The sequence below is a fragment of the Kineosporia succinea genome, assembly GCF_030811555.1.
Lineage (GTDB): Bacteria > Actinomycetota > Actinomycetes > Actinomycetales > Kineosporiaceae > Kineosporia > Kineosporia succinea.
The window spans coordinates 2,477,516-2,500,628 of sequence record NZ_JAUSQZ010000001.1; the positions used below are offsets into that span (position 1 = coordinate 2,477,516).

General features: G+C 69.1%; 18 protein-coding genes. 10 read left to right on the forward strand and 8 right to left on the reverse strand.

Annotated elements, in window-relative coordinates; genetic code table 11:
- The first annotated feature begins 29 nt into the window (after positions 1-29).
- Entirely contained in the window at positions 30-1,412 is a 1,383-nt protein-coding gene (gene dnaB, locus J2S57_RS10835; protein WP_307241166.1) for a replicative DNA helicase, read from the forward strand.
- A 239-nt stretch (positions 1,413-1,651) separates the two neighbouring features.
- Positions 1,652-2,356: a phosphotransferase family protein gene (locus J2S57_RS10840; RefSeq protein WP_370882620.1), complete on the forward strand. Its 705-nt coding sequence runs from the start codon at positions 1,652-1,654 to the stop codon at positions 2,354-2,356.
- 58 nt (positions 2,357-2,414) lie between these two features.
- Here J2S57_RS10840 and ileS read toward each other — a convergent pair whose 3' ends face one another.
- Complete coding sequence (gene ileS, locus J2S57_RS10845; RefSeq protein ID WP_307241170.1) at positions 2,415-5,582, reverse strand: isoleucine--tRNA ligase; 3,168 nt, start codon at positions 5,580-5,582, stop codon at positions 2,415-2,417.
- Between the two features lie 357 nt (positions 5,583-5,939).
- On the opposite strand from ileS, the gene J2S57_RS10850 reads away from it, so the two are divergent.
- A complete protein-coding gene (locus tag J2S57_RS10850) occupies positions 5,940-7,583 on the forward strand; it encodes a glutamate--tRNA ligase (protein ID WP_307241172.1) in 1,644 nt (547 codons plus the stop codon).
- A 65-nt stretch (positions 7,584-7,648) separates the two neighbouring features.
- Here the strand turns inward: J2S57_RS10850 and J2S57_RS10855 are convergent, their stop codons facing one another.
- The gene (locus J2S57_RS10855) at positions 7,649-7,987 is read right to left on the reverse strand and encodes a TraR/DksA family transcriptional regulator (RefSeq protein WP_307241174.1); all 339 of its coding nucleotides are present in this window, start codon (positions 7,985-7,987) and stop codon (positions 7,649-7,651) included.
- Positions 7,987-8,838, reverse strand: a complete 852-nt coding sequence (locus tag J2S57_RS10860; protein ID WP_307241176.1) for a patatin-like phospholipase family protein — start codon at positions 8,836-8,838, stop codon at positions 7,987-7,989. Before J2S57_RS10860 ends, J2S57_RS10855 begins: the two co-directional genes overlap by 1 nt.
- Before the next feature lie 307 nt (positions 8,839-9,145).
- On the opposite strand from J2S57_RS10860, the gene J2S57_RS10865 reads away from it, so the two are divergent.
- The 3 genes from J2S57_RS10865 to J2S57_RS10875 all read left to right on the forward strand — a co-directional run bounded on the left by J2S57_RS10865 (position 9,146) and on the right by J2S57_RS10875 (position 11,789).
- Positions 9,146-9,352: a hypothetical protein gene (locus tag J2S57_RS10865; protein ID WP_307241178.1), complete on the forward strand. Its 207-nt coding sequence runs from the start codon at positions 9,146-9,148 to the stop codon at positions 9,350-9,352.
- A gap of 200 nt (positions 9,353-9,552) precedes the next feature.
- Positions 9,553-10,263, forward strand: coding sequence for a pyridoxamine 5'-phosphate oxidase family protein (locus J2S57_RS10870; protein WP_307241180.1), 711 nt, complete (start codon positions 9,553-9,555; stop codon positions 10,261-10,263).
- Positions 10,264-10,391: 128 nt separating this feature from the next.
- On the forward strand, positions 10,392-11,789 hold the full coding sequence (locus tag J2S57_RS10875; RefSeq protein WP_307241182.1) for an FAD-binding oxidoreductase: 1,398 nt from the start codon (positions 10,392-10,394) through the stop codon (positions 11,787-11,789).
- A gap of 6 nt (positions 11,790-11,795) precedes the next feature.
- Here J2S57_RS10875 and J2S57_RS10880 read toward each other — a convergent pair whose 3' ends face one another.
- A complete protein-coding gene (locus tag J2S57_RS10880) occupies positions 11,796-12,305 on the reverse strand; it encodes a methylated-DNA--[protein]-cysteine S-methyltransferase (RefSeq protein ID WP_307241183.1) in 510 nt (169 codons plus the stop codon).
- A gap of 106 nt (positions 12,306-12,411) precedes the next feature.
- Here J2S57_RS10880 and J2S57_RS10885 point away from each other — a divergent pair, with 106 nt between their 5' ends.
- The 3 genes from J2S57_RS10885 (at position 12,412) to J2S57_RS10895 (ending at position 16,767) form a co-directional block, all read left to right on the forward strand.
- On the forward strand, positions 12,412-13,194 hold the full coding sequence (locus J2S57_RS10885) for a LamB/YcsF family protein (protein ID WP_370882621.1): 783 nt from the start codon (positions 12,412-12,414) through the stop codon (positions 13,192-13,194).
- 523 nt (positions 13,195-13,717) lie between these two features.
- A complete protein-coding gene (locus J2S57_RS10890; protein WP_307241186.1) occupies positions 13,718-14,929 on the forward strand; it encodes a lycopene cyclase family protein in 1,212 nt (403 codons plus the stop codon).
- Positions 14,930-15,075: 146 nt separating this feature from the next.
- Positions 15,076-16,767: an alpha/beta hydrolase gene (locus J2S57_RS10895; protein WP_307241188.1), complete on the forward strand. Its 1,692-nt coding sequence runs from the start codon at positions 15,076-15,078 to the stop codon at positions 16,765-16,767.
- Positions 16,768-16,798: 31 nt separating this feature from the next.
- On the opposite strand, the gene J2S57_RS10900 is transcribed toward J2S57_RS10895, so the two are convergent.
- The 3 genes from J2S57_RS10900 to J2S57_RS10910 form a co-directional block, all read right to left on the reverse strand.
- Positions 16,799-18,943, reverse strand: a complete 2,145-nt coding sequence (locus J2S57_RS10900; RefSeq protein WP_370882622.1) for a heavy metal translocating P-type ATPase — start codon at positions 18,941-18,943, stop codon at positions 16,799-16,801.
- Positions 18,943-19,164 (reverse strand): heavy-metal-associated domain-containing protein, encoded by a 222-nt coding sequence (locus J2S57_RS10905; RefSeq protein ID WP_307241192.1) that lies wholly within the window; start codon positions 19,162-19,164, stop codon positions 18,943-18,945. The genes J2S57_RS10900 and J2S57_RS10905 overlap by 1 nt, the downstream gene beginning before the upstream one ends.
- A 65-nt stretch (positions 19,165-19,229) precedes the next feature.
- Positions 19,230-19,511 carry a metal-sensitive transcriptional regulator gene (locus J2S57_RS10910; protein WP_307241194.1) on the reverse strand — a complete coding sequence of 94 codons (282 nt, stop codon included), beginning with the start codon at positions 19,509-19,511 and terminating at the stop codon, positions 19,230-19,232.
- 786 nt (positions 19,512-20,297) lie between these two features.
- Between J2S57_RS10910 and J2S57_RS10915 the strand changes: the two genes are divergently transcribed.
- The gene (locus tag J2S57_RS10915; RefSeq protein ID WP_307241196.1) at positions 20,298-21,335 is read left to right on the forward strand and encodes an IS481 family transposase; all 1,038 of its coding nucleotides are present in this window, start codon (positions 20,298-20,300) and stop codon (positions 21,333-21,335) included.
- 282 nt (positions 21,336-21,617) lie between these two features.
- On the opposite strand, the gene purB is transcribed toward J2S57_RS10915, so the two are convergent.
- Complete coding sequence (gene purB, locus J2S57_RS10920; protein ID WP_370882623.1) at positions 21,618-23,009, reverse strand: adenylosuccinate lyase; 1,392 nt, start codon at positions 23,007-23,009, stop codon at positions 21,618-21,620.
- Positions 23,010-23,113 lie beyond the last annotated feature (104 nt).

A 23,113-nucleotide genomic window follows, 5' to 3' on the forward strand; every position in this document is an offset into this window, starting at 1 on the left:
AGCAGAGCACCAGCTGGGAAGAGGGTTCGATGTCCATCGCCGATCTGTCCGTGGGATCGTCCGACGGGAGCGGTGGGTCGGATCTCGGCCGCACGCCGCCCCAGGACGTGGCGGCCGAGCAGAGCGTGCTCGGCGGCATGATGCTCTCGAAAGACGCGATCGCCGACGTCGTCGAGGAGCTGAAGGGCACCGACTTCTACCGGCCCGCCAACGAGCTGGTGTACGACGCGATCCTCGATCTCTACGGCCGGGGTGAGCCGGCCGACGCGGTCACGGTCGCGGCCGAGCTGACCAAGCGCGGTGAGCTCTCGAAGGTCGGCGGCCCGGCCTACATCCACACCCTGATCTCGTCGGTGCCCACGGCCGCGAACGCCGGCTACTACGCCCGCATCGTGCGCGAGCGGGCGGTGCTGCGTCGTCTGGTCGACGCGGGCACCCGCATCGTGCAGCTGGGCTACAACGGCGCCGACGGTCACGGCGGTGGTGACGTCGAAGAGATCGTGAACTCGGCGCAGGCCGAGATCTACAAGGTCAGCGAGGCCCGCACCAGCGAGGACTACGCGGCCCTGTCCGAGGTGATCGAGGGCGCGATCGACGAGATCGAGGCCTCCAGCCACCGCGGCGACGGCCTGACCGGTGTGCCCACCGGCTTCGCCGACCTCGACGCGCTGACCAACGGCCTGCACCCGGGGCAGATGATCATCATCGCCGCACGTCCGGCTATGGGTAAAAGCACGTTCGGTTTGGACATCTTGCGTTCTGCCGCAATCCATCACCGCATGACCTCGGTCATGTTCAGCCTCGAAATGGGGCGCAACGAGATCACCATGCGCCTGCTCTCGGCCGAGGCGCGCATCCCGCTGCAGAACATGCGTAAGGGCACCATGCGTGACGAGGACTGGACGCGTCTGGCGCAGACCATGGGCAACGTCAGCGAGGCACCGCTCTTCATCGACGACAGCCCCAACATGTCGCTGATGGAGATCCGGGCCAAGTGCCGGCGGCTGAAGCAGCGGCACGACCTCAAGCTGGTGGTCATCGACTACCTCCAGCTGATGACGAGCGGTAAGCGCGTCGAGAGCCGTCAGCAGGAGGTCTCCGAGTTCTCCCGTGCCATCAAGCTTCTCGCCAAGGAGCTGCAGCTGCCGGTGATCGCGCTGAGCCAGCTGAACCGTGGTCCCGAACAGCGCACCGACAAGAAGCCGGCCATGTCCGACCTTCGCGAGTCGGGCTCGATCGAGCAGGATGCCGACATGGTCATCCTGCTTCACCGAGAAGACGCGTACGAGAAGGAGTCTCCGCGCGCCGGTGAGGCCGACTTCATCGTGGCCAAGCACCGTAACGGCCCCACCGACACGATCACCGTGGCTTTCCAGGGGCACTACTCGCGCTTCGTCGACATGGCCCAGTAGCAGAGCGGCACCAGCACCATGGCGGACGTGGTGGTCACCCAGGGAGGTCGCGGCACCGAGGTATGTTCGCGGGGCGTACGACGTGACGTCTGAACATCCCCGGGCCGAGGGGCTCGACGCCCAAGGGCTTGCCGCGCAGCTTCGCGAACAGCACGGGGGTACGCCTCACAGTCGACGGGCCGGCGGGCGGGGGTGAGGTTGGGGCAGCGCTCGTGACCTGGCCCGACGGGCACCGGGGGGTGTTGAAATGGCGTCCGCACAGCCAGAAGCGCGACCTGCTGCGGGGGCCTCTGGCGGTGTGCGAGGCGGCCCGGCGGGCGGGGGTCCCGGCGCCGGTCACCGAGCTGGTCGAGCAGGTCGGGCACGCCGTGGCCATGGTGCAGGAACTTCTGCCGGGCACAGCGATCGAGCGCCTCGATCCCGGCACCCTCGGCCCTGCGCTCCGCATCAACGAGCAGCTCGACGGCCTTCTGCGCGATCGGCCCGACATCCCCGCGGTCGAGCTCTACCTTCGGGACGACGGGCCCGGGTACTGCCTGCACGGGCCGCTGCGCCGGTTCAGTCCGCGGGCCGCTGCGCTCGAACGCCGCATCCGCGCGGTCGAAGAGAACTCAGAACAGCGAAATGATGCTGTGCACCTGGACTTCCACCCTGGCAACCTGCTCGCCGCCGACAACGAGATCACCGGTCTCGTCGACTGGGACGGTGCCGGCCGGGGTGATCGCCGACTCGACCTCGTCACCCTCCGCTTCGGCATTCACGGCACCGGCACCCACGACGCTGCCACCCGCGAAGCCCTCGACGCCGTCCTCGACCGAATCCCCGCCGCCGACCTCAAGCCTCTCTGGGCCCACATGAGTCTCCGCATGGCCGACTGGGCCATCCGACACCACCCCGACCACACCGTCCACCATTGGCTCGATCTGGCCGAACAACGCCTCTGAACCGAAAACCGACGGAGGACGCTTCACACACCAGCGCGTGAAGCGTCCTCCGTGTTGGTCAGGCCTTCGCGACCGAGACGGTGATCTCGACCTCGCCCACGATCCCCGCGAACCCACCGGACAGCGCGTCCGGCGAACCGTCGGGCGTGTGCTCGGCCAGGTCGACCGAGTCGGCCAGCACCTCACCGACCACGAACTCCTGGTGTGCGCGCACCGCGTCCAGCACCTCGGCCGGCGCCGTCACCACCAGGCGGATCCGGTCGGAGATGTCCAGGTCAGCGTCACGTCGCGCCTGCTGCACGACGCGCACGACGTCGCGGGCCAGGCCCTCGACCTCGAGCTCCGGCGTCACCTCGGTGTCCAGCGCGATCGTCACACCGCGCTGGGTCTCGACCACCCAGCCCGAACGCGGCAGCTCGGTGACGACGACCTCCTCCGCGGTGATGTCGACCGGCGCGCCCTCGAACTCCACCGAGACCGACCCGGACGACCGCAGGGCGGCCACCACGTCGTCCGCCGGCAGAGCCGCCAGCGCCTTGGCCACCACCTGCGTCTGCTTGCCGAACCGCTTGCCCAGCGCCCGGAAGTTGGGCTTGATCTCGACGTCGACGACCGCCCCGGCCGAGGCCAGCGTGTCGAGCTTCTTGACGTTGAGCTCCTCGGCGATGTCGTCGAGCAGCGCCTGCGACAGCGTCACGCCACCCGGAAGACCCACGAACGCGGCCGAGAGCGGCTGGCGCACACGGACCTTCGACGCCTTACGGGCAGCCCGGCCCGCCTCCACCGCGTTACGGGCGAAGCGCACCTCCTCGGACAGCGCCGCGCTGATCAGCGACTCGTCCGCCACCGGCCAGTCGGCCAGGTGCACCGAGTCCGGAGCGGCGGTGTTGCCCGGGCGGACGACGAGCTGCCACACCTCCTCGGTGATGAACGGGACGATCGGCGCCAGCAGCCGGGTGAGCACGTCGAGGCACTCGTACAGCGTGACCAGCGCGTCCATGTCGCCGTCCCAGAACCGCTGACGCGAGCGACGCACGTACCAGTTCGACAGGTCGTCGACGAAATCGCCCAGCACACGGCCGGTTCCGGCGGTGTCGTAGTTCTCGAGCTTGTGGTCCACGTCGAGAGCCAGAGCGTGCAGCTCACCCAGCACCCAGCGGTCGAGGGTGTTGCGCTCGCTGACCGGTCGCGCGGAAGCAGGCGACCAGTCGACGTGACTCGCGTACAGGCTGAAGAACGACGCCGTGCTCCAGTACGTCGACAGCAGCTTGCGCGTGATCTCGTCGAGCGGGCCGGGACCCACGCGACGCGGCGACCAGGGCGAACCCGAGCAGGCCATGAACCAGCGCAGGGCGTCGGCCCCGTGCGCGTCCATCAGCGGGATCGGCGCCAGGATGTTGCCCAGGTGCTTGCTCATCTTGCGTCCGTCCTCGGCCATGATGTGGCCCAGGCAGACGACGTTCTCGTACGGCGAGCGGTCGAACACCAGCGTGCCGACGGCCATCAGCGAGTAGAACCAGCCTCGCGTCTGGTCGATCGCCTCGCAGATGTACTGCGCGGGATACCGGCTTTCCAGGGCCTTCTCGCTCCCGGGAACGTGCGGGTACCCGATGGCCGCGAAAGGCATGGCGCCGGAGTCGTACCAGGCGTCGATGACCTCGGGGACGCGGGTGGCCGTCTCACCGCACTCGGCGCAGTCGAACGTGATCTCGTCGATGAACGGACGATGCGGGTCCAGTTCCGAAAGATCGCGGCCGGTGCGCTCGCCCAGTTCCTTACGAGAACCGATCGCCGTCACGTGCTCGTTGGTGCAGCGCCACAGGGGCAGGGGCGTGCCCCAGTACCGGGTGCGCGAGAGCGCCCAGTCGATGTTGTTCTCGAGCCAGTCGCCGAACCGGCCGTTCTTGATGTGGTCGGGGTACCAGTTGGTCTGCTCGTTCTCGCGCAGCAGCTGCTCGCGCACCGACGTGGTGCGGATGTACCAGGCGGGCTGCGCGTAGTACATGAGCGGCGTGTGGCAGCGCCAGCAGTGCGGGTACGAGTGCTCGAAGCGCTGCGAGCGGAACAGCACGCCACGCTTCTTCATGTCCATGATCAGCGGCTCGTCGGCGTCCTTGAAGAACAGGCCGCCCACCATCGGGACGTCGTCCTTGAAGTGACCGTTGCCGGCGACCGGGTTCACCACGGGCAGGTCGTTGGCCTTGGCGACCAGGAGGTCGTCGGCGCCGAAGGCCGGGGCCTGGTGCACGAGACCCGTACCGTCGCCGGTGGTCACGTACTCGGCGAGCACGACGCGGTGCGCGTCGGGGATGTCGATGAGGTCGAACGGGCGCTGGTACTTCAGGCCCTCGAGCTCGCTGCCCTGGATGTCGGCGAGCACCTCGGAGTCCTCACCCAGCACGGCCACGCGCAGCGGCTCGGCGACGACGAACGTCCCCTTCTCGTTGCGCGCCAGCTGGTAGGTGACCTCCGGGTGCACGGCGACCGCGGTGTTGGAGACCAGCGTCCAGGGGGTGGTCGTCCAGATCAGCAGCTCGGCGTCGGCGTGCCCGGCCAGCGGCTCGAGGAGCGGGAACCGCACGTAGACGGACGGGTCCTTGACGTTCTCGTAGCCCTGCGCGACCTCGTGGTCGGACAGCGCGGTGCCGCAGCGGGGGCAGTAGGGCGTGACCCGGAAGTCCTCGCTGAGCTTGCCGTCGTCGAAGATCTTCTTCAGCGACCACCAGACGCTGTCCACGTACTCCGGGGACATCGTCTCGTAGGGGTTCTCGAGGTCGATCCAGTAGCCCATGCGCTCGGTGAGCTTCTCGAACTCGTCGACGTGCCGGGTCACCGACTGACGGCAGCGCTCGTTGAAGAACGCGACGCCGACCTTCTCGATGTCGGGCTTGCCGGAGAGGCCGAGTTCCTTCTCGACGGCCAGCTCGACGGGCAGGCCGTGGCAGTCCCAGCCGGCCTGGCGGGGAACGGCGTAGCCCTTCATCGTGCGGTAGCGCGGGAAGAGGTCCTTGAAGACGCGGGCTTCGACGTGGTGGGTGCCCGGGGCGCCGTTCGCGGTGGGCGGGCCCTCGTAGAAGACCCAGCTCGCGCCGTCCTTCGTGCGCTCCAGGGACCGCTCGAAGATCCGGTTCTGCTTCCACCAGTCGATGATCTTGTGATCGGTGGCGGGCAGGTCGATCCGCGTCGGCAGGCTGGTGAAGGGGGTGGCGAACGTCGGTTCGGCCATCGGCGGGACACTCCTTGCGTTTCGTCGTCGCATGAGGCTGGACTCATGCGGGGACGAAGCTTCAAGGGCTCCGCGGTACCACCCCGCTTGCCGCTGGTTGCCCAGCAGCCGCTCGAAGACGCGGTGACGTGCGCCGATTCCGTCCGGTTCTACTGAGGGGCGTCGGCCCCTGTTCTTCCGGAGGCTCCCCGTTGATGGCGGATCAAAGCCTGTGCTGTCGAGTGTACGCAGGTCGGCAAATCAGAATGGTGGACGCGCGGCACGGCGATCGCGCGAGGGGAACAGTTGGTTGTGGGGTCGCCGGACTAGGCTTTACCCGCCAACCACATGTTAGTTGCTACTCAGAGACGGACACTGATGCTGGACCGCACGGTCATCGACTCCCTGTTCCCGGCCGACCTCCCCGAACCGGCTCAGCTGGAGCAGCAGTACCCGCCCCGGCAACTGCCGGAGGGTGCGATGGTGACCCGGCTCGGTCCGTCCCCCACGGGGCACGTGCACATCGGCGGTCTCTACGTCGGCCTGATCAACAAGGACCTGGCCGGCCACAGCAACGGCAAGTACCTGCTGCGCATCGAAGACACCGACCAGGCCCGTGAGGTCGAGGGCGCCGCCGACCAGTTCAACCGCGCGTTCGGCTACTTCGGGCTGGAAGCCGACGAGCCCGAGGGGGAGTACGGCCCGTACTTCCAGTCGCAGCGCGAGACCCTGTACCTGACCTACGTGCGTGAGCTGCTGCGCGAGGGCAAGGCGTACCTGTGCTTCGCCACGCCCGAGGAGCTGGCCGACATCCGCGCCCGTCAGGAGGCCTCCAAGGCCCCGACCGGCTACTACGGCCGCTGGGCGATCTGGCGTCACCAGTCCGACGAGGACACGCAGAAGGCGCTCGACGAGGGCCGTCCGTACGTCGTGCGGTTCAAGACCCCCGAGGACGGCCCGCTGCGCATCAGCTTCGACGACGCCATCCGCGGCAAGCTGCAGCACGAGGCCAACCGCAACGACGCCGTCATCCTCAAGAGCAGCGCCTCCAGCCCGCGCCTGCCCACTTACCACTTCGCCCACGCGGTCGACGACCACCTCATGCGCGTCACCCACGTGATCCGCGGTGAGGAGTGGATCAGCTCGGTGCCCCTGCACCTGCAGCTCTTCGAGGCGCTCGGCTTCGAACAGGTCACCTACGGCCACATCGCGCCGCTGATGAAGATGATCCCGGGCGGCAAGCGCAAGCTCTCCAAGCGCAAGGACCCCGAGGCCGGCGTCGACTTCTACATCGAGCAGGGCTTCCCGGCCCCCGCCGTGCAGTACTACCTGCGCGGTCTGGCGAACGGCCGGCTGGCCGAAGTGCCGCTCGCCGAAGCCCTTTCCACGCCGCTGCAGCTGAGCGAGTTCGGCGTCGCGGGTCCGCTCGTGGACCTGGTCAAGCTCGAGGGCATGAGCGCCGACTACATCGCCACGCTGAGCAGCGAGCAGGTCTACGAGCAGGTGCTGATCTGGGCCGAGCGTTTCGACGCCGAGCTGGCGACGGTACTCAAGGCCGACAAGGACCTCGCCGTGAAGGCGATCGGCGTGGAGCGCGAGGGCGTCGAGAACCCCCGCAAGGACCTGCGCAAGTGGTCGGACTTCCGCCCTCAGTACGGGTTCTTCCTGCCCGCCCTGTTCGCCGACGCCACCGGCCCGGCCGACGAGCGGGTGGCTGCGGTCGGGCTCAGGCCCGAGGTCGTCACGGCGTTCGTGAACACCTTCGTCGAGGGCTACCAGCACCTGCCCGAGCAGCCGGAGTGGTTCAACCAGATCCGGGAAGCCGCGGCCAAGAACGACTTCGCGCCCAGCCCGAAGGAGTTCAAGAAGAACCCCGACGCCTACCCGGGCTCGATCCGCGAGGCGTCTCAGCTGGTGCGTGTGGGCCTGACCGGCTCCACCCGCAGCCCCGACCTGCACGCGATCGCGCTGGTTCTGGGCGCCGACGAGGTGCTCCGCCGCCTGCGCGCGCTGGCGGGCTGAGCTTCAGAACCTGATGGGGGACGCGTCGGTCGGCTCGCGAACGCGAGTCACCGACGCGTCCCTCATTATCGGGTAGAAGCGCACCGGATGCACTGCGTGGCCAGCGGCCGGGCCTCGAGACGCTCGAGGGAGATGGGCTTTTCGCACGACGAGCAGATGCCGTAACGACCGGCCTCGAGCTCGGCCAGGGCCGCGTCGATGCGCTCGCGGGCGGCCCGGGTGCGGGCCAGCGCCGCCGTGATCTGCTCACGCTCGAACGCGATCGTGGCGCCTTCGGGGTCGTGCTCGTCGTCGGCGTTCGAGTCGAGCGACGCCTCCACCATGCGCGCGTGGTCACGCTCCAGCGCGGCCAGCGCCTCGGTGTTCTCGGCCAGCGCGTTCGTCAGGATCTGCCGGTGTTCCATCAGCTGGGCGGCCGGCCCCAGGCCACCGCCACGCTGTCACGCACCAGCCGGGCCTGTGACCGCCCGGCCTTGGCCGCATCGGACCGGAACGCCGGGTCGAGCGCGTTCGAGCCCATCGCCCGCCGGGCGTTGGCGTCGGGCATGACCACGGCGGTGTGCACGTGCGGGCCGAGCTTCTCGATCTGGTGGTCCACCCGCCCGCTGCGCCGCAGCGAGGTGGCAAACGGAACCAGCACCACCACCCGGCCGTATCCCTGGGCCAGATCCGCGTTGGCCGACGACCGCACACCGCCGTCGATGTACCGGCGGCCGCCGATCGAGACCGGCGGCCAGACCATCGGCACGGCGCAGCTGGCGCCCACCGCGTCGACGAGCGGCACTCCGGACTCCCGGTCGAACACCACGAACTCACCGGTGGACGCGTCGACCGCGGTGACCTTGAACGCCCGCCGCGGCCAGCCCGGCTCGGGCAGGCGGCTCTCGATCACCTGCCGACGGTCGCTCTCCGGAACGGTTTTCGACGACAGTGCGGCCTTGCCGATGCGCTTGCGGGCCCGCTCGGCCGGACCCGGGGCGAGGTCGAGCAGGGCCCAGCGCAGCATCGTGCGGCGGCCCAGTTCGGTCGCGACCTCACCGTGTGCATCCCGCAGCTGATCGGCGTAGAGCTGTTCGAGCGGCCGGCCCGACCGCAGCTGGGCCCCCGCCACCGATCCCGCCGACGTGCCGATGACGAGGTCGGCGCCCGACAGGTCGACACCGAGCTCGGCCAGGCCCGCGACCATGCCGAGTTCCCAGGCAATACCGGTGATTCCGCCACCGGCCAGCACCAGCGCGCGGCGATCGTCTTTCACGGTCCGGCCCTCTCGAACACTGCGCGACTCCCACGGGAATTGGCCCGAACGGAGTCCTGATTCTAGATCGGCCGGGGATCCGGCCCAAGGTGCCGGGAGGTCCCCTGAAAGCGCCGCGTGCGTCTACCGCCGGGTCAGGGGTGGGGCGAGTCGAGAATGCCCTGATGATCACGAGTGGCGCGATCCGGCGGCGTCAGTATCGTGATCAACATCGAGTGAAAGTCCGGATCGCCGGATTCATCTGGCTTTCCCAACGGATTCTGACTCGGTCCAAGCTCATGGAAGGCATCGGAATTCGGAGGAAGAGATGCGCATCCTGACAGTGGTGGTCGTGGTCTGGCTCCTCATCGGTGTGATCGCCTCGGCTCAGCGCGGCTATTTCGACAGTGACAAAGACCCGTCGGTGAGCTGTTCCGACGCCGGCACGATCGCGGTGAGCATCATCGCCGGTCCCCTCAACTACATGGGGGCGAACCCGAAGGTCGACTGCAAGGTGCCCGAACCCAGCAAGTGACGTGACGCCTCGGGTGACGTATGTGTGACCAGTAGGCGACACGGGTCGTGCCGCAGTGGAGTCCGGGCTGTCCGTCGTCCAAAATTGAACGGACAGGCCGGACCACACGCGGTGACCCGTTGGTCACCAGAAGTGAAGGGCGAACTCAAGACGGTGACGAAACTGGCGAAGGTCGTTCCAGTCGGGCAGGGTCGGCACGTATGACGACCGAACCGAACGCTGTCGGAAGTGTGAATTCGGTAGCGGCTGAGCATCAGCTGCCCACATACACCCGGCGTAGCGACCAGACCCGGTACGACGCCCAGGCCATCAACGCGGCTCTGGACGAAGCCTTCCTGTGTCACGTCGCCTACATCGACAGCGGCGACCCGATCGTTGTCCCCGTCACCCATTCCCGGGTCGGCGAGGAACTGCTGCTGCGCGTGGGGCACGAGTCCCGGCTGGCCGAACTGGCCACCGACGGCGACATCGCGCTCTGCGTCACGGTCACCCTGCTCGACGGGCTCGTGCTCGCGCGGGCCGAGGTCGACAACGCGATCAACTACCGCAGCATCGTCATCCGGGGCACCGGTTCGCTGGTGAAAGACCCGGCCGCGAAGCTGGCCGGGCTCGACGCGATCGTCGAGCACCTGGTCGCCGGCCGCTCCAAGCACACGCGCCCGCCGAACGAGGAAGAGGCCGCCGAGGTCGTGCTGCTGAGCCTGCCGCTCGAAGACGTGGCGCTCAAGACCCGCACCGGCCCGCCGCAAGACGCGGAAGAAGACCTGTCGCTGCACCACTGGGCCGGGGTCATCAGCGTGCGCAACGCCTACGGCCCGCCGTTCCCCTCTCCGGACCTGCCGTACGACCGCCAGGTCCCCGCTCAGCTGGCCAACTACAACCGTTCCGCCAAACCACAGGGTTACCGGTAGCCCTCCAACGGCGGAACGTACGTACTCGCCCCTCTCGAATCCGGCGGATCGCACGCTAAAGTCGCGCGCGGAGGATTGCGACATCCCGGACAGTGATCATTCGGGTGCGCATCGTCGCCCTAGGAGGGATGCCCCCCGTGGACCTGCTCGCCGGCCTGCGCGAGATCGTCGGGGACACGCACGTCGTCACCGACCCGGACTCGGTCGCGCCGTACGCGCAGGACTGGACCAGACGCTGGCACGGCAAGCCCCTCGCGGTGGTGCGCCCGGCCACGGTGGCCCAGGTGTCGTCCGTGGTGCGGGCCTGCGCCGCGGCCGGGGTCGCCCTGGTTCCGCAGGGTGGCAACACCGGGCTGGTCGGCGCGGGCGTCCCGCAAGACGGTGAGGTCGTGCTCAGCCTGGCCCGCATCGACCAGGTCGGCCCGCTCGACCCGCTGGGCAAGACGCTGATGGCCGGGGCCGGGTCCACGCTCGCCCAGCTGCAGCGGGCGGCGGGCACGGCCGGTCTCGACATCGGACTCGACTTCTCCGCCCGGGACACCGCCACGATCGGCGGGATCGCGGCCACCAACGCCGGCGGTGAGCGCGTGATGCGCAACGGCGTGGCCCGTTTCCGCATCCGCGGGCTGGAGTGCGTGCTCGCCGACGGCTCGGTGGTGCGCCGGATGTCCGGCGTGGCCAAGGACAACACCGGCTACGACCTGGTGCAGCTGATGATCGGCAGCGAGGGCACGCTGGGGGTCATCACCGCGGTGCAGCTCGACCTGATCCGCCCGCACAAGATCGTCGGCACGGCCCTGGTCGCGGTCAGCACGGTCGACGACGCGCTCACCGTGCTGCGGGCCGTTCAACGTGACTTCACCGGGCTCGAGGCGGCCGAGTTCTTCCACCACGACGGGCTGCAGCTGGTGCTCAAGCACGAGCGCCTGGCCCAGCCGTTCGATCGTCCGCACCCGCTCTACCTGCTCTTCGACCTGGCCGACGACGACAACCGGCCCGACGCCTACGACGAGCTCACCACGCTGCTCACCGACCTGGACTGCGTGCGTGACGTGGTGCTGGTGGCCAACGCCGCCGAGCGCCGCCGGCTCTGGGAGCTGCGCGAGCTGCAGACCGAGGCCGTCAGCGCCGAGGGGGTGCCGGTCAAGCTCGACGTCGCCCTGCCACTGAACCAGTTCTCCAACTTCGAGCGGCAGCTCGCGGCGGTGGTGCGGGAGGTGGCCCGGCACGCCGTGCCCATCCTGTTCGGGCACATCGCCGAGGGCAACGTGCACGTCAACCTGCTGAACGCGCTCGAGGAAGACGCCGACGGCGCGGTCACCGAGGCGGTGCTCGACCTGGTCGCCTCGCTCGGGGGCAGCATCAGCGCCGAGCACGGCATCGGCCTGGCCAACCGCCGCTGGCTGCCGCTCACCCGCAGCTCGGCCGACCTGGCGGCGATGCGGGCGATCAAGTCGGCGCTCGATCCGGAGGGCATTCTCAGCCCGGGCCGGATGCTGCCCGAGCGAGTCGTTCCCAACACCTGAAAAGCCCTAGAAGAGCGCGTCCTCGCGCATCTCCAGGTCCAGCAGGTAGCGCTTGCGGTCGAGCCCGCCGCCGTAGCCGGTGAGCGAGCCGTTCGCGCCGATCACCCGGTGGCACGGCACGATGATCGAGATCGGGTTCGCGCCGTTGGCCAGGCCGACCGCGCGGGAGGCACCGGGCACCATCCCGAGCTCGGCCGCGATGTCACCGTACGAGGTGGTGCGGCCGTAGTCGATGTGCCGCAGGCGTTCCCACACCCCGAGCTGGAACGGCGTGCCGGCCGGGCGCAGGGGTACGTCGAACCGGGTCAGCTCGCCGGCGAAATAGGCCCGCAGCTGCATCGTGACCGACACCAGCACCGGCTCGGTGTCGTCCTGGACACCGGTGAAGCGCACCTCGTCCCACTGTTTGTGGGACTCCTTGTGCGGGCTGAAGAACAGCCCGGTCAGGGCGCCGGTCTCGCTGATCAGGAGCAGGTCACCGACCGGGCTGGGCAGGACCGACCAGGTGATGGGCATCCTGAGAGGCTACGGGCCGAGGGTGGCTCCCGCTGGCAGAAATGCGACATCGACGGCGCACAGCTCCGCACAGATTCTCGCCATGAAATGTTCAGGCACCTGGGGGATGATCATTCTCGTGCCCGTCATCGACCTGAACGCCGATCTCGGAGAGTCCTTCGGACGCTGGACCCTGGGTGACGACGCCGCCCTGATCGAGGTGATCAGCAGCGCCAACGTGGCCTGCGGGTTCCACGCCGGCGATCCGTCGGTGCTGCGGCGCAGCTGTGAGCTGGCGGCGGACGCCGGGGTGGCGATCGGGGCCCAGGTCGCCTATCGCGACCTGGCCGGTTTCGGGCGCCGCTTCATCGATGTGGCGCCCGGTGAGCTGCGCGACGACGTGCTCTACCAGCTGGGGGCGCTCGAGGCGTTCGCCCGGGTCGCGGGCAGCCGGGTCGGCTACCTCAAGCCGCACGGCGCGCTCTATCACGCGGTGGTGGCCAACGAGGGGCAGGCCGAGGCACTGGTGGACGCGGTGCGCACCTACGACCCGACCCTCGCGGTGCTCGGGCTGCCGGGGTCGCTGCTGCTGAAACACGCTGCGGCCGTGGGGCTGAGGGCCGTGCCGGAAGCGTTCGCCGACCGGCAGTACACCGCCGACGGCGGGTTGCTCGACCGATCGCGGCCGGGCGCGGTGCTCACCGATCCGGCGCGGATCGCCGACCAGGTGCGGCGTCTCGTGTCCGGCGAAGGGGTCGTCGCCGACGACGGCACGGTGGTCGCGGTGGCCGCCGAGTCGATCTGCGTGCACGGCGACACGCCCGGGGCGGTCGAGATCGCCAGAACGGTGCGCAGCCGGATAACAGCATCCGGTGGCAGCATTCAGGCTTTCACGAATCCCGCCGCGTGATTCCGCAATGCGTCCTGAGCATGATGAACGACGCCTGGCACCGGCCGAGAGGATGAATTCCGAATCGGCAGGTTCACTGATCTCACAGGTGATTACCGGTTACCCGGCGAATATGACTGATGACTATGTGTAGAGTGAAAGCGCTGTCGAGGGGACGACGTCAGTGGTGTGGGCCGGGGGGCCCATGGGATCGGCATCACCGACGTCGCGCCAGCTCAGCGGGCACGGCCGACGCCCATGACGGGCGTCTGGCCGCTGACCGGCGCACCACCAATGTCGGGGGACCGGTTGGTGCGTCGGTCAGCGCTCGCAGGCGGCGCACACCGGCGGGCAGCGTTTGCGCTCTACACCCCGACGGAACGGAATTCCTGTGCACGTCAGCGACCAGAGCGACCTGGAAATCAGAAACGGACTCGGAATCGAGGTTCGCACCGATTCCCGGTCGCTCCGGGAATCCGGGTCGCACGGCGAATCTCCGCGGCGGGATTCCCTGCTCGGGGATTCGGTGCCCGGGGACTCGCGGATGAGCCGGCCCCATCACGGTGCCGGGATGTTCGTCGATGTCGCGATCGTCGGTGGTGGGGGTGCCGGGCTCAGTCTGGTGCTGGCCCTCGAGCACGCCGCGCGCACCTCGGGCCGCCGCGCCCCGTCCGTCGCCGTCATCGATCCGGTGCGGCGTTCCGGGCAGGACCGCACCTGGTGCTGGTGGGCGTCCGCGAGCGAGCAGCCCGACTGGATCGAGCCTCTGCTCACCCGCTCCTGGCCGACGATGCGGCTGGTCGACGCGGTGGGTGCGGCGAAAACGTATGACCTGGCCCCGCTTCGCTACCAGATGCTGCGTTCCGCCGACCTCTACGCCGCGGCCGACGCCGCGCTCGAGCGGATGGGTGGGGTGCGCATCACGGCGTCCGCCGAGGCGGTGATCGACGGCATGCCGCACGCCGTGGTGCGGGCCGGTGACGAGCGGGTGATGGCGAACTGGGTGTTCGACTCACGCCCGTCGGCCCCGACCGGGCCGGGCTCCACCATGATGCTGCAGCATTTCCGTGGCTGGACGGTGCGTTTCGCGCCGGGGTCCGTGCCGCTCGACGAGAACGTGGCCACGCTGATGGATTTCAGTGTGCCGCAGCCCGCACGCGGTGTGGCCTTCTCGTACTGCCTGCCGCTCTCGGCCGACACCGCGCTGGTCGAGTACACCGAGTTCAGCCCGGCCGTGCTCGATTCCGACCGTTACGACGAGGCTCTGAAGGCCTACCTGGGGCGCATCTGGCCCGGCGTCGAGTACACGGTCGAAGACACCGAAGACGGCGTGATCCCGATGACCGACGCCACGTTCGCCCGCCGCACGGGTGACCGCCTCTTCCGGCTCGGCACCGCGGGTGGGGCGACCCGCGCGTCCACCGGTTACACGTTCTCGGCCATGCAGCGTCAGGCCGCGCAGATCGCCGGGCTGCTGCTCGACGAGCGTCTGCCGGTGCCGCCCCGGCCCTACCCGATGCGTCACCGCTGGATGGACGCCGTGATGCTGCGTGCGCTGGACCGCGGCTACGTCGACGGACCTCGGCTGTTCTCAAGCCTTTTCGACGACAACCCGAGCAGTCGGGTGATCCGGTTCCTGGACGGCACGAGCAGCCCGGCCGACGAGCTCGCGATCATGCGGTCGACCCCGACGCCGGCGATGATGCGCTCGGCGATGGAAGACGCGACGGCCCGGGTGAAGCGGATTTTCACGTAGGGCCATCCACTGATCACCTGATGTGACACTACAGCTTTTCCCATGGCAGAGTCGGTGCCCAGCAGCAGTCACCGCAGCACCGGGGGCCCGCGCGCGGGATCGCGCGCGGAACGGGTTCCGGTACGCCGACTTTGGGGAACTTCAGAATGCAGTCACGGGCTCTCCGGGCATCCGGAACCGGTGTCCTGGTCGGTGTGCTCGCAGCTGGTCTGCTGCTCGGTACCGGAGGTTCGGCGGGGGCTGACCCCACGGCCTCGAAGGTGCCCACCGTCGCGGCCGCCAGTCGTTACGACGGGCAGAAGCTGCGCTGGACGCCCTGTCTGAGCCGGGCCGAGCTGCCCGGTCTGCCTGCGGCCTACTACCGCCTCGAGTGCGCGACCATGATCGTGCCGCGTGACTGGAACGCGCCGACGTCGGGCGCCGATGTGCGCATCAAGGTCAGCCGGCTGAAGAGCACCAAGGTCAAGAAGGCCGGGATGCTCTTCACGAACCCGGGCGGTCCGGGGGCCGACGGTGCCGACCTGCCGCTGCTCATGATCAGTGCCCAGCGCAAGAAGCTGATGGCCGGTCAGGACATCTACGGCATGGACGTGCGCGGCACCGGTGGATCGACCAACCTCAGCTGTGGTGGCGTGACCAACCTGACCGTCGATCCCCGGGTGCGCACCGCGTCCAACATCGACCTGATTCTCGACTCGGCCGAGCTCACCGCGAAGGCCTGCGACGTGGCCGGCGGCGCGCTGCGGCCCTACGTCACCACCGCCCAGACCGTTCAGGACGTCGATCTGCTGCGCCGCCTGGCCGGGCAGAAAACCGTTAACTGGCTTGGGTTCTCGGCCGGTACCTGGATGGGCGCGTACTACGCCACGACGTTCCCGAAGCACGCCGGGCACATGGTGTTCGACTCCAACGTCGAGTTCACCGGCACCTGGCAGACGGCGGTCTCGCGGCAGGCGCTCGGGTTCCAGCGGCGCTTCGAGAAGGACTTCGCGCCCTGGGTGGCGAAGTACCACAACGTCTACGGGCTGGGCGCGACGCCGAAGGCGGTGCTCGCCAGCTACGAGCGGCTGCGGGCGCGGATGACGCCCGACACCCCGGTCGAAGACGCGGTCACGCTCGACGACGTGATCGCGGGCACGATGTACGCGAAGGCGATGTTCCCCGACGCGGCGGCGGCCCTGTCCGACCTCAACGGGTTCCTGCGGGCCCAGAGCGCCGGTCGCTACCGCACCGCCGCGAAGCTCTCGGCCTCGGTGAAGCAGCGCGTCGCCGCGCTCGACCGCGACGGCCTGCGGCCCTTCTCCAGCGATGCCAGCAGCGCCGTGTTCATGGCCGTGACCTGCCAGGACACGCCCTGGACCGTCAACCGCGACACGCTGGTCGCGTCGTCGGCGCAGCTCGGCGCGAAGAACCCGCTGATCGGCTGGAGCACGCTCAACCAGCCCTGTGCGTTCTGGAAGCGTTCCACCACGACTGCGGCCAATCTGATCCGGCCGACCGGCCGGGGAGTGCCCGAGGTGCTGATGGTGCAGTCGGTGCACGACCCGGCCACGCCGATGGAGGGGGCGAAGGAGGCCGAGGAGCACTTCGCCGGCGCCCGGATGCTCACCGTCAAGGGCGAGGGAGACCACGGGCTCTACGCCGGGGGCAACTCCTGCGTGGACCGCAAGGTCGACGCGTTCATCCTCGAAGGCAAGCTCCCGGCCAAGGACGTGACCTGCCTCGGCACGGCCATGCCCGACCCGGGCTTCAGCCCGATGCGGGCGGCCGGGGTGCCGGGCTCAGCCGTGACCAACCCGCTGCTGGCACTGCGCCAGATCAGCGAGCTGGTGCACTGACCGTTCGGTCCAACCTGCCGGACCGATCGGTTCAGCCCTGGAAACGGCGTAGACGCAGCGAGTTCGTCACGACGGCCACGCTGCTCAGGGCCATCGCGAGACCCGCGATCATCGGGTTGAGCAGGCCGAACGCGGCCAGAGGGATGGCGGCCACGTTGTAGCCGAAGGCCCAGCCCAGGTTCTGCCGCACGATGCGCGACGTGGCCCGGGACAGCCGGATGGCCTGCGGCACGCTCTCCATCTCACCGCGCACCAGCGTGATGTCGCCGGCCTCCATCGCGGCGTCGGTGCCGGTGCCCAGCGCCAGTCCGAGCCGGGCGGTGGCCAGGGCAGCGGCGTCGTTGACACCGTCGCCGACCATCGCGACGCGACGCCCGGCGGTCTGCAGCCTCTCGACCACGGCGACCTTCTCCTCGGGCATGAGCCCGGCGAACACGTCGTCGGGGGCGATCCCGACCGACGAGGCAACCGCTCTGGCGGTGGACGCGTTGTCACCGGTCGCGAGCATCGGCGTCAGCCCCAGCGCGCGGAGTTCGGTGATGGCCTGCCGGGCGCCAGGTTTGATGGTGTCGGCGATCGTCAGCACGGCGGCGGGCTGCTCGTCGATCCAGGCCACGATGGCGGTGCGGCCGTGGGCGGAGGTGACGGCCTGAGTCAGCTGCTCGGGCAGGTTCGGCCCCCAGGAAGGACGTCCCACCCGCACGTGCCGCCCCTCGACAACCCCTTCGACGCCGAGACCCCGGGTGCTGCTGAACTCGCTCACCGTGGGCAGAGGCCCGTCGACCGCGGCCACCACGGCCCGGCCCAGCGGGTGCTCCCCGGCGTGCTCGACGGCTGCGGCCAGGCGTAGCACCTCGTCGCGCTCGAACCCGTCGGTCATGGTGATGTCGGCCAGGCTCATCCGGCCCTCGGTCAGCGTGCCGGTCTTGTCGAGCACGATGACGTCGACGTGCTGGGCGTCTTCGAGTGTCTGCGGTCCGCGGATCAGGATGCCCAGCTGCGCTCCACGCCCGGTGCCGACCAGCAGAGCGGTGGGAATGGCCAGGCCCAGTGCGCACGGGCAGGCGATGATCAGCACCGACACCGCTGCGATCCCCGCGCGCTGGACGTCGCCGGTGATCGCCAGCCAGAGCACGAGCGACAGCAGGGACAACACGATCACGGCCGGCACGAACACGCTCGAGACCCGGTCGGCCAGGCGCTGAGCCCGGGCCTTGCCCGACTGCGCCTCCTGCACGATGCGCGTGATCCGGGCCAGCGTGGTGTCCGCCCCGACCCGGGTCGCCTCGACCACGATGCGGCCGGTGCCGTTCACGCAGGCGCCGGTGACGGTGGATCCTGGTTTCACGTGAACCGGGACGGGTTCTCCGGTGAGCATGGATTCGTCCACGTCGCTCGAACCCTCGGTGACCACGCCGTCGGTACCGATGCGCTCGCCCGGGCGGACCACGAAAAGGTCTCCCACGGAAAGCTCTTCGGCCTTCGCCCGGAACTCCTGTCCGCCGCGCAGCAGGTTGACGTCGCGGGCGCCGAGATCAAGCAGCGACCGCAGGGCGGCGCCGGAGTGACGCCGCGCTCGGGCCTCGAGCAGGCGGCCGGCGAGCAGGAAAGTGGTTACGACGGTGGCAATTTCAAGATAGGGCTCGCCGGTGCCGGTGATCAGGATGGTGATCGACCAGAGGGTGGCGGCCGTGATCCCGATGGAGACCAGGGTGTCCATGGTGGCCGCGCCGTGGCGTGCGTTGATGCCCGTGGCCCGGTGGAACGGCCAGGCCGCCCACGTCACCACCGGCAGGGTCAGCGCCAGTGCGAGCCAGCCCCAGCCGTCGAAGTGCAGGGCCGGCACCATCGACACCGCCACGACGGGCACCGTCAGGACTGCGGCCAGGACCAGACGGGGTCTGAGAACCCTTTCCTGGTCGGTGTCTCCGTCGTCGTGCGAGGCTTGTGGAACCTGGGCCGTGTAGCCGGTCTTCTCCACCGTGGAGATCAGGTCGGCGGTGGTGACGCCCTCCGCGACCAGCACGTGAGCTCGCTCGGTGGCGAGGTTGACGGTGGCGTTCACCCCGTCCATGCGGTTGAGCTTCTTCTCCACCCGGGTCGCGCAGCTGGCGCACGTCATGCCGCCGATGGCCAGCTCGACCGGGGTGGTGCGAACGGTGTCCGGGGACACGATCAGGCCTGCTCGAGCTCGTAGCCCGCCTCGTCGACCGCCGCCGCGACGGCCGTGGGATCAAGGGGTGACTCGCTGGTGATGACCACGGGGGTGACGCCCTCGGGCTTGAGGTCGACCTCGACAGCGGTCACGCCCGGGATGGCGGACAGCTCCGAGGTGACGGCCGAGACGCAGTGTCCGCAGGTCATGCCGGTGACGTCGATGTTCGTGGTGGTGCTCATGGCTGATGTGCTCTCTTCCTCGAGTTCGTGAGCGGGATGCGCCGGTTCGGCTCGGAGTCGGGTGGTCAGCTCCGGACGAGCCGGGCGATGGCGTCGGCAGCCTCGGCGATCTTGATCCGGGCCTCGTCGTCGCCCTGTCGGGCGGCCTCGACCACGCAGTGGGACATGTGGTCTTCGAGCAGGCCCAGACTGACTGCCTGAAGTGCCTTGGTGACGGCCGCGACCTGGGTCAGGACATCGATGCAGTACGTGTCCTCGTCAACCATCCGCTGCAGACCGCGCACCTGACCTTCGATCCGGCGCAGCCTCTTCTGGTAGTCCTCTTTGGTGCCCGCGTAGCCCGGCATGCCCGTTCCCCTTTCGACGAAACCCTACCCCCCTAGGGTATGCCTTAGGTCTAACGCACACCCTCGGGGGGTATTCCACCCCGAGCCCATAGAGCGGCAGATGGTGGACGCTGCTTGCCTCGGCCGCGGGCCGCCCTCCAGCTAGATGCCCAGCTAGATGCCCAGCTGGATGCCCAGCTGGATGCCCAGCTGGATGCCCAGCTGGATGCCCAGCTGGATGCCCAGCTGGATGCCCAGCTGGATGCCCAGCTGGATGCCCAGCTGGATGCCCAGCTGGATGCCCAGCTGGATGTCTGGCTGCCTGCCTGGCTGCCTGCCTGGCTGCCTGCCTGGCCGCCTGCCTGGCTGCCTGCCTGGCCGCCTGCCTGGCCGCCTGCCTGGCCAGACCCTCGCGATGCGCTCTCCCCATCCCCCCGGATGGCCCCCGCGGGCACATCATCCGGCCGACCGAGGCGGCTCAGAGCGGTTTGCCTCTGGGCCGAGCACAGAACACCCCGCTATACCTCACGGGTATAGCGGGGTGTCCTGTGCTGGCGGAGAGAAGCTGCGTAGAGAGCGTCGACGTGCAACTGGCCTGATCCAAGGCACGACGCTCCGCGGCCCGTCTCGCCCCAACCCGCCTGATGTCACCCGCTCGCAGGCACGCTGCTCCGCCTAGGTGTTGTGGTGCATGAGGTTAGTGACGGCAGGGCCGTAGGCCGCTGAACGGGGAACGGGGAACGGGTCTCCTGGCAGAGGATGTGAATCACCACAAGACACGTCCGCTGCAAGCCCAGGAGACCCGCCGTGCACCACCGTAATGCCCCGCTGACCCCGGCCGGACGCCTGCGTCTGATCGAACGCTGCCTGCACCGCCCTATCGCCCACGTCGCCGCCGAGGCTGGCATTAGCCGGCAATGCCTCTCGAAGTGGGTGAGCCGTTACCGGCAGCTCGGGGAGGCCGGGTTACAGGACGCCTCGAGCGCTCCGAAAGCCTCTCCAGCTAGGACATCGCCGCAGGTCGTCGAGCAGATCGAGGAGCTCCGGCGGGAGAAAAAGTGGTCGGCCCGAACGATCGCCGCGGAGCTGAACGGCCAGGGCGTGGCGATCAGCGTGAGCACGGTCGGGCGGTGGCTGGCCCGTCTGGGCATCAGCCGCCGTCGTGACCTCGACCCGACTGGCTCCTCCAACCGCAAGCCCGCGCAGAAGATCATCGCGCGCTATCCAGGCCACATGATCCACGTCGATGTGAAGAAGGTCGGCCGCATCCCCGACGGTGGTGGCTGGCGCGTTCACGGCCGGACCTCGGCCCAGCACCGCGCCAACCGCCGGGCCGCCGCACGCACACACGCCAAGTCCGCCAACGCCGCGGTCAGGACCGGCTACGTGTTCCTGCACTCGGCCGTGGACGGGTTCTCCCGGCTGGCCTACACCGAGCACCTGCCCGACGAGAAAGCCGTCACCGCGATTGCTTTCATGACCCGAGCCCGCGCCTACTTCGCAGCCCACGGCATCAAACGGATCACCCGGGTCGTCACCGACAACGGATCGGCCTACCGATCCGCAGCGTTCCTACGCGCCCTGAGCAACCTGGGCGTGAGCGTTCACCAGCGCACCCGCCCATTCACCCCGCAGCACAACGGCAAGGTCGAGCGCTACCAGCGGATCCTCGCCGAAGAACTCCTCTACGCCCGGGTCTGGACCTCAGAAACCCAACGCGCACAAGCCATCGCGACCTGGATCACCCACTACAACTACCATCGAGACCACACCGCTGCCGGGAACCAGCCCCCAGCCGCGCGGCTACGAGCCGGCGTCACCAACGTCATGAGCTGCAACACCTAGGCCGGCCCTACCAAGTTCGGCAAGTTCGCCAGGTTCGCCGAGGTCGCCGAGTTCGCCGAGTTCGCCGAGTTCGCCGAGTCCGCCAAGTCCGCCAAGTCCGCCAAGTCCGCCAAGTCCGCCAAGTCCGCCAAGGTCGCCGAGGTCGCCCAAGCCGCCGAGGTCGCCGAGGCCGCCCAGGCCGTCAAGGTCCTGCTCGAACCGGCCCCCGACACATGCGAAACGGCCCGCCTTACCGCCCGGCTGGAACCAGGCGGCCGACGGGCCGTTTCGTGAAGAGGTGGGTCAGCGCAGCTGGTCTACCAGCTTCGACGCGACGCCTACGTACGTGCCGGGGGTGAGCTCGACAAGCTGCTTGGTCACGTCGTCGGGGAGGCCCAGGCCCTCGACGAACTCGCGCATCACCTCGGCGTCGACCTTGCGGCCACGGGTGAGCTCCTTGAGCCGCTCGTAGGGCTGGTCGAGACCGTGAACCCGCATGACCGTCTGCACCGCCTCGCCGAGCACCTCCCAGGTGGCGTCGAGGTCGCGGGCCAGGGCCTCGGGGTCGGCGTCGAGGCCGGCCAGGCCCTTGCGGGCGTTGTCGATGGCGAGCAACGAGTGGCCGAACGCGATGCCGATGTTGCGCTGCATCGACGAGTCGGTCAGGTCACGCTGCAGACGGGAGGTGACCAGCGTCTGCTCGAGAACTCCCAGCAGGCCGCTGCTGACCTCGAGGTTGGCCTCGGCGTTCTCGAAGCGGATCGGGTTCACCTTGTGCGGCATCGTCGATGAGCCGACCGTGCCCTGGCCGCGCACCTGGATGAAGTAGCCCATCGAGATGTAGGTCCAGACGTCGGTGCACAGGTTGTGCAGCACCCGGTTGAAGCGGGCGACGTCCGAGTACAGCTCGGCCTGCCAGTCGTGCGACTCGATCTGGGTGGTGAGCGGGTTCCAGGTCAGGCCCAGGTGCTCCACGAACGTGCGGGAGACCTCGATCCAGTCGGTGTCGGGCGCGGCGGCGACGTGCGCGGAGAACGTGCCGGTCGCACCGTTGATCTTGCCCAGGAACTCGGTCTTGTCGATGCGACGCAGCTGCCGGCCCAGGCGGTGGGCGAGCACGGCCAGTTCCTTGCCGAGCGTCGTGGGCGTGGCCGGCTGGCCGTGGGTGCGCGCCAGCATCGGCAGGTCGCGCAGCTCCTGGGCCAGGTCGGTGACGTCTTCGTGCAGCGCCCAGGCGGCGGGCAGCCAGACCAGGGCCACGGCGTCGCGCACCATCAGCGCGTAGCTCAGGTTGTTGATGTCTTCGCTGGTGCAGAAGAGGTGCACGATCTCGGTCAGATCGGCGAGGGAGTTACCCTCCATCCGCTTCTTCACGTAGTACTCGACGGCCTTGACGTCGTGCAGCGTGACCCGCTCCGTCTCGGCCAACTCGGCGACGCTCTCGGCGTTGAAGTCGGAGGCGACGGAACGCAGGTAGGTGATCTCGTCGGCGGTCAGCTTGCGCAGCCCGGGCACCGACCGGGTCTCGGTCAGGTGGATCAGCCACTCCACCTCGACGTGCACCCGGCGCTGGTTGAGCGCGGCCTCGGACAGGTGCTGCGCCAGCGGGGCGACGGTGGCGCGGTAGCGCCCGTCGAGCGGGCCCAGCGGCACGTCGTCACCGAGAACGTTCGGCGTCGAGCTGAGCTGGTGCAGGGACTGGCCGGGGCGTGGGCTGCTGAGCTGGGTCACGGGTCAATGGTCCCACGCTGCACGACGCGCTCCGGACCGCGGTCAAGGCATCCTGATCAGGAAAAAGG

What these genes read in the sequence shown, in the direction of transcription:
- dnaB (WP_307241166.1), top strand. Translation starts at nt 30, where the DNA reads ATGTCCATCGCCGATCTGTCCGTGGGATCGTCCGACGGGAGCGGTGGG.
- J2S57_RS10895 (WP_307241188.1), top strand. Translation starts at nt 15,076, where the DNA reads ATGCAGTCACGGGCTCTCCGGGCATCCGGAACCGGTGTCCTGGTCGGT.
- J2S57_RS10870 (WP_307241180.1), top strand. Translation starts at nt 9,553, where the DNA reads ATGACGACCGAACCGAACGCTGTCGGAAGTGTGAATTCGGTAGCGGCT.
- J2S57_RS10880 (WP_307241183.1), bottom strand. Translation starts at nt 12,305, where the DNA reads ATGCCCATCACCTGGTCGGTCCTGCCCAGCCCGGTCGGTGACCTGCTC.
- J2S57_RS10865 (WP_307241178.1), top strand. Translation starts at nt 9,146, where the DNA reads ATGCGCATCCTGACAGTGGTGGTCGTGGTCTGGCTCCTCATCGGTGTG.
- J2S57_RS10905 (WP_307241192.1), bottom strand. Translation starts at nt 19,164, where the DNA reads ATGAGCACCACCACGAACATCGACGTCACCGGCATGACCTGCGGACAC.
- ileS (WP_307241170.1), bottom strand. Translation starts at nt 5,582, where the DNA reads ATGGCCGAACCGACGTTCGCCACCCCCTTCACCAGCCTGCCGACGCGG.
- J2S57_RS10910 (WP_307241194.1), bottom strand. Translation starts at nt 19,511, where the DNA reads ATGCCGGGCTACGCGGGCACCAAAGAGGACTACCAGAAGAGGCTGCGC.
- J2S57_RS10850 (WP_307241172.1), top strand. Translation starts at nt 5,940, where the DNA reads ATGCTGGACCGCACGGTCATCGACTCCCTGTTCCCGGCCGACCTCCCC.
- J2S57_RS10855 (WP_307241174.1), bottom strand. Translation starts at nt 7,987, where the DNA reads ATGGAACACCGGCAGATCCTGACGAACGCGCTGGCCGAGAACACCGAG.
- J2S57_RS10885 (WP_370882621.1), top strand. Translation starts at nt 12,412, where the DNA reads ATGATCATTCTCGTGCCCGTCATCGACCTGAACGCCGATCTCGGAGAG.
- J2S57_RS10890 (WP_307241186.1), top strand. Translation starts at nt 13,718, where the DNA reads ATGAGCCGGCCCCATCACGGTGCCGGGATGTTCGTCGATGTCGCGATC.
- J2S57_RS10875 (WP_307241182.1), top strand. Translation starts at nt 10,392, where the DNA reads ATGCCCCCCGTGGACCTGCTCGCCGGCCTGCGCGAGATCGTCGGGGAC.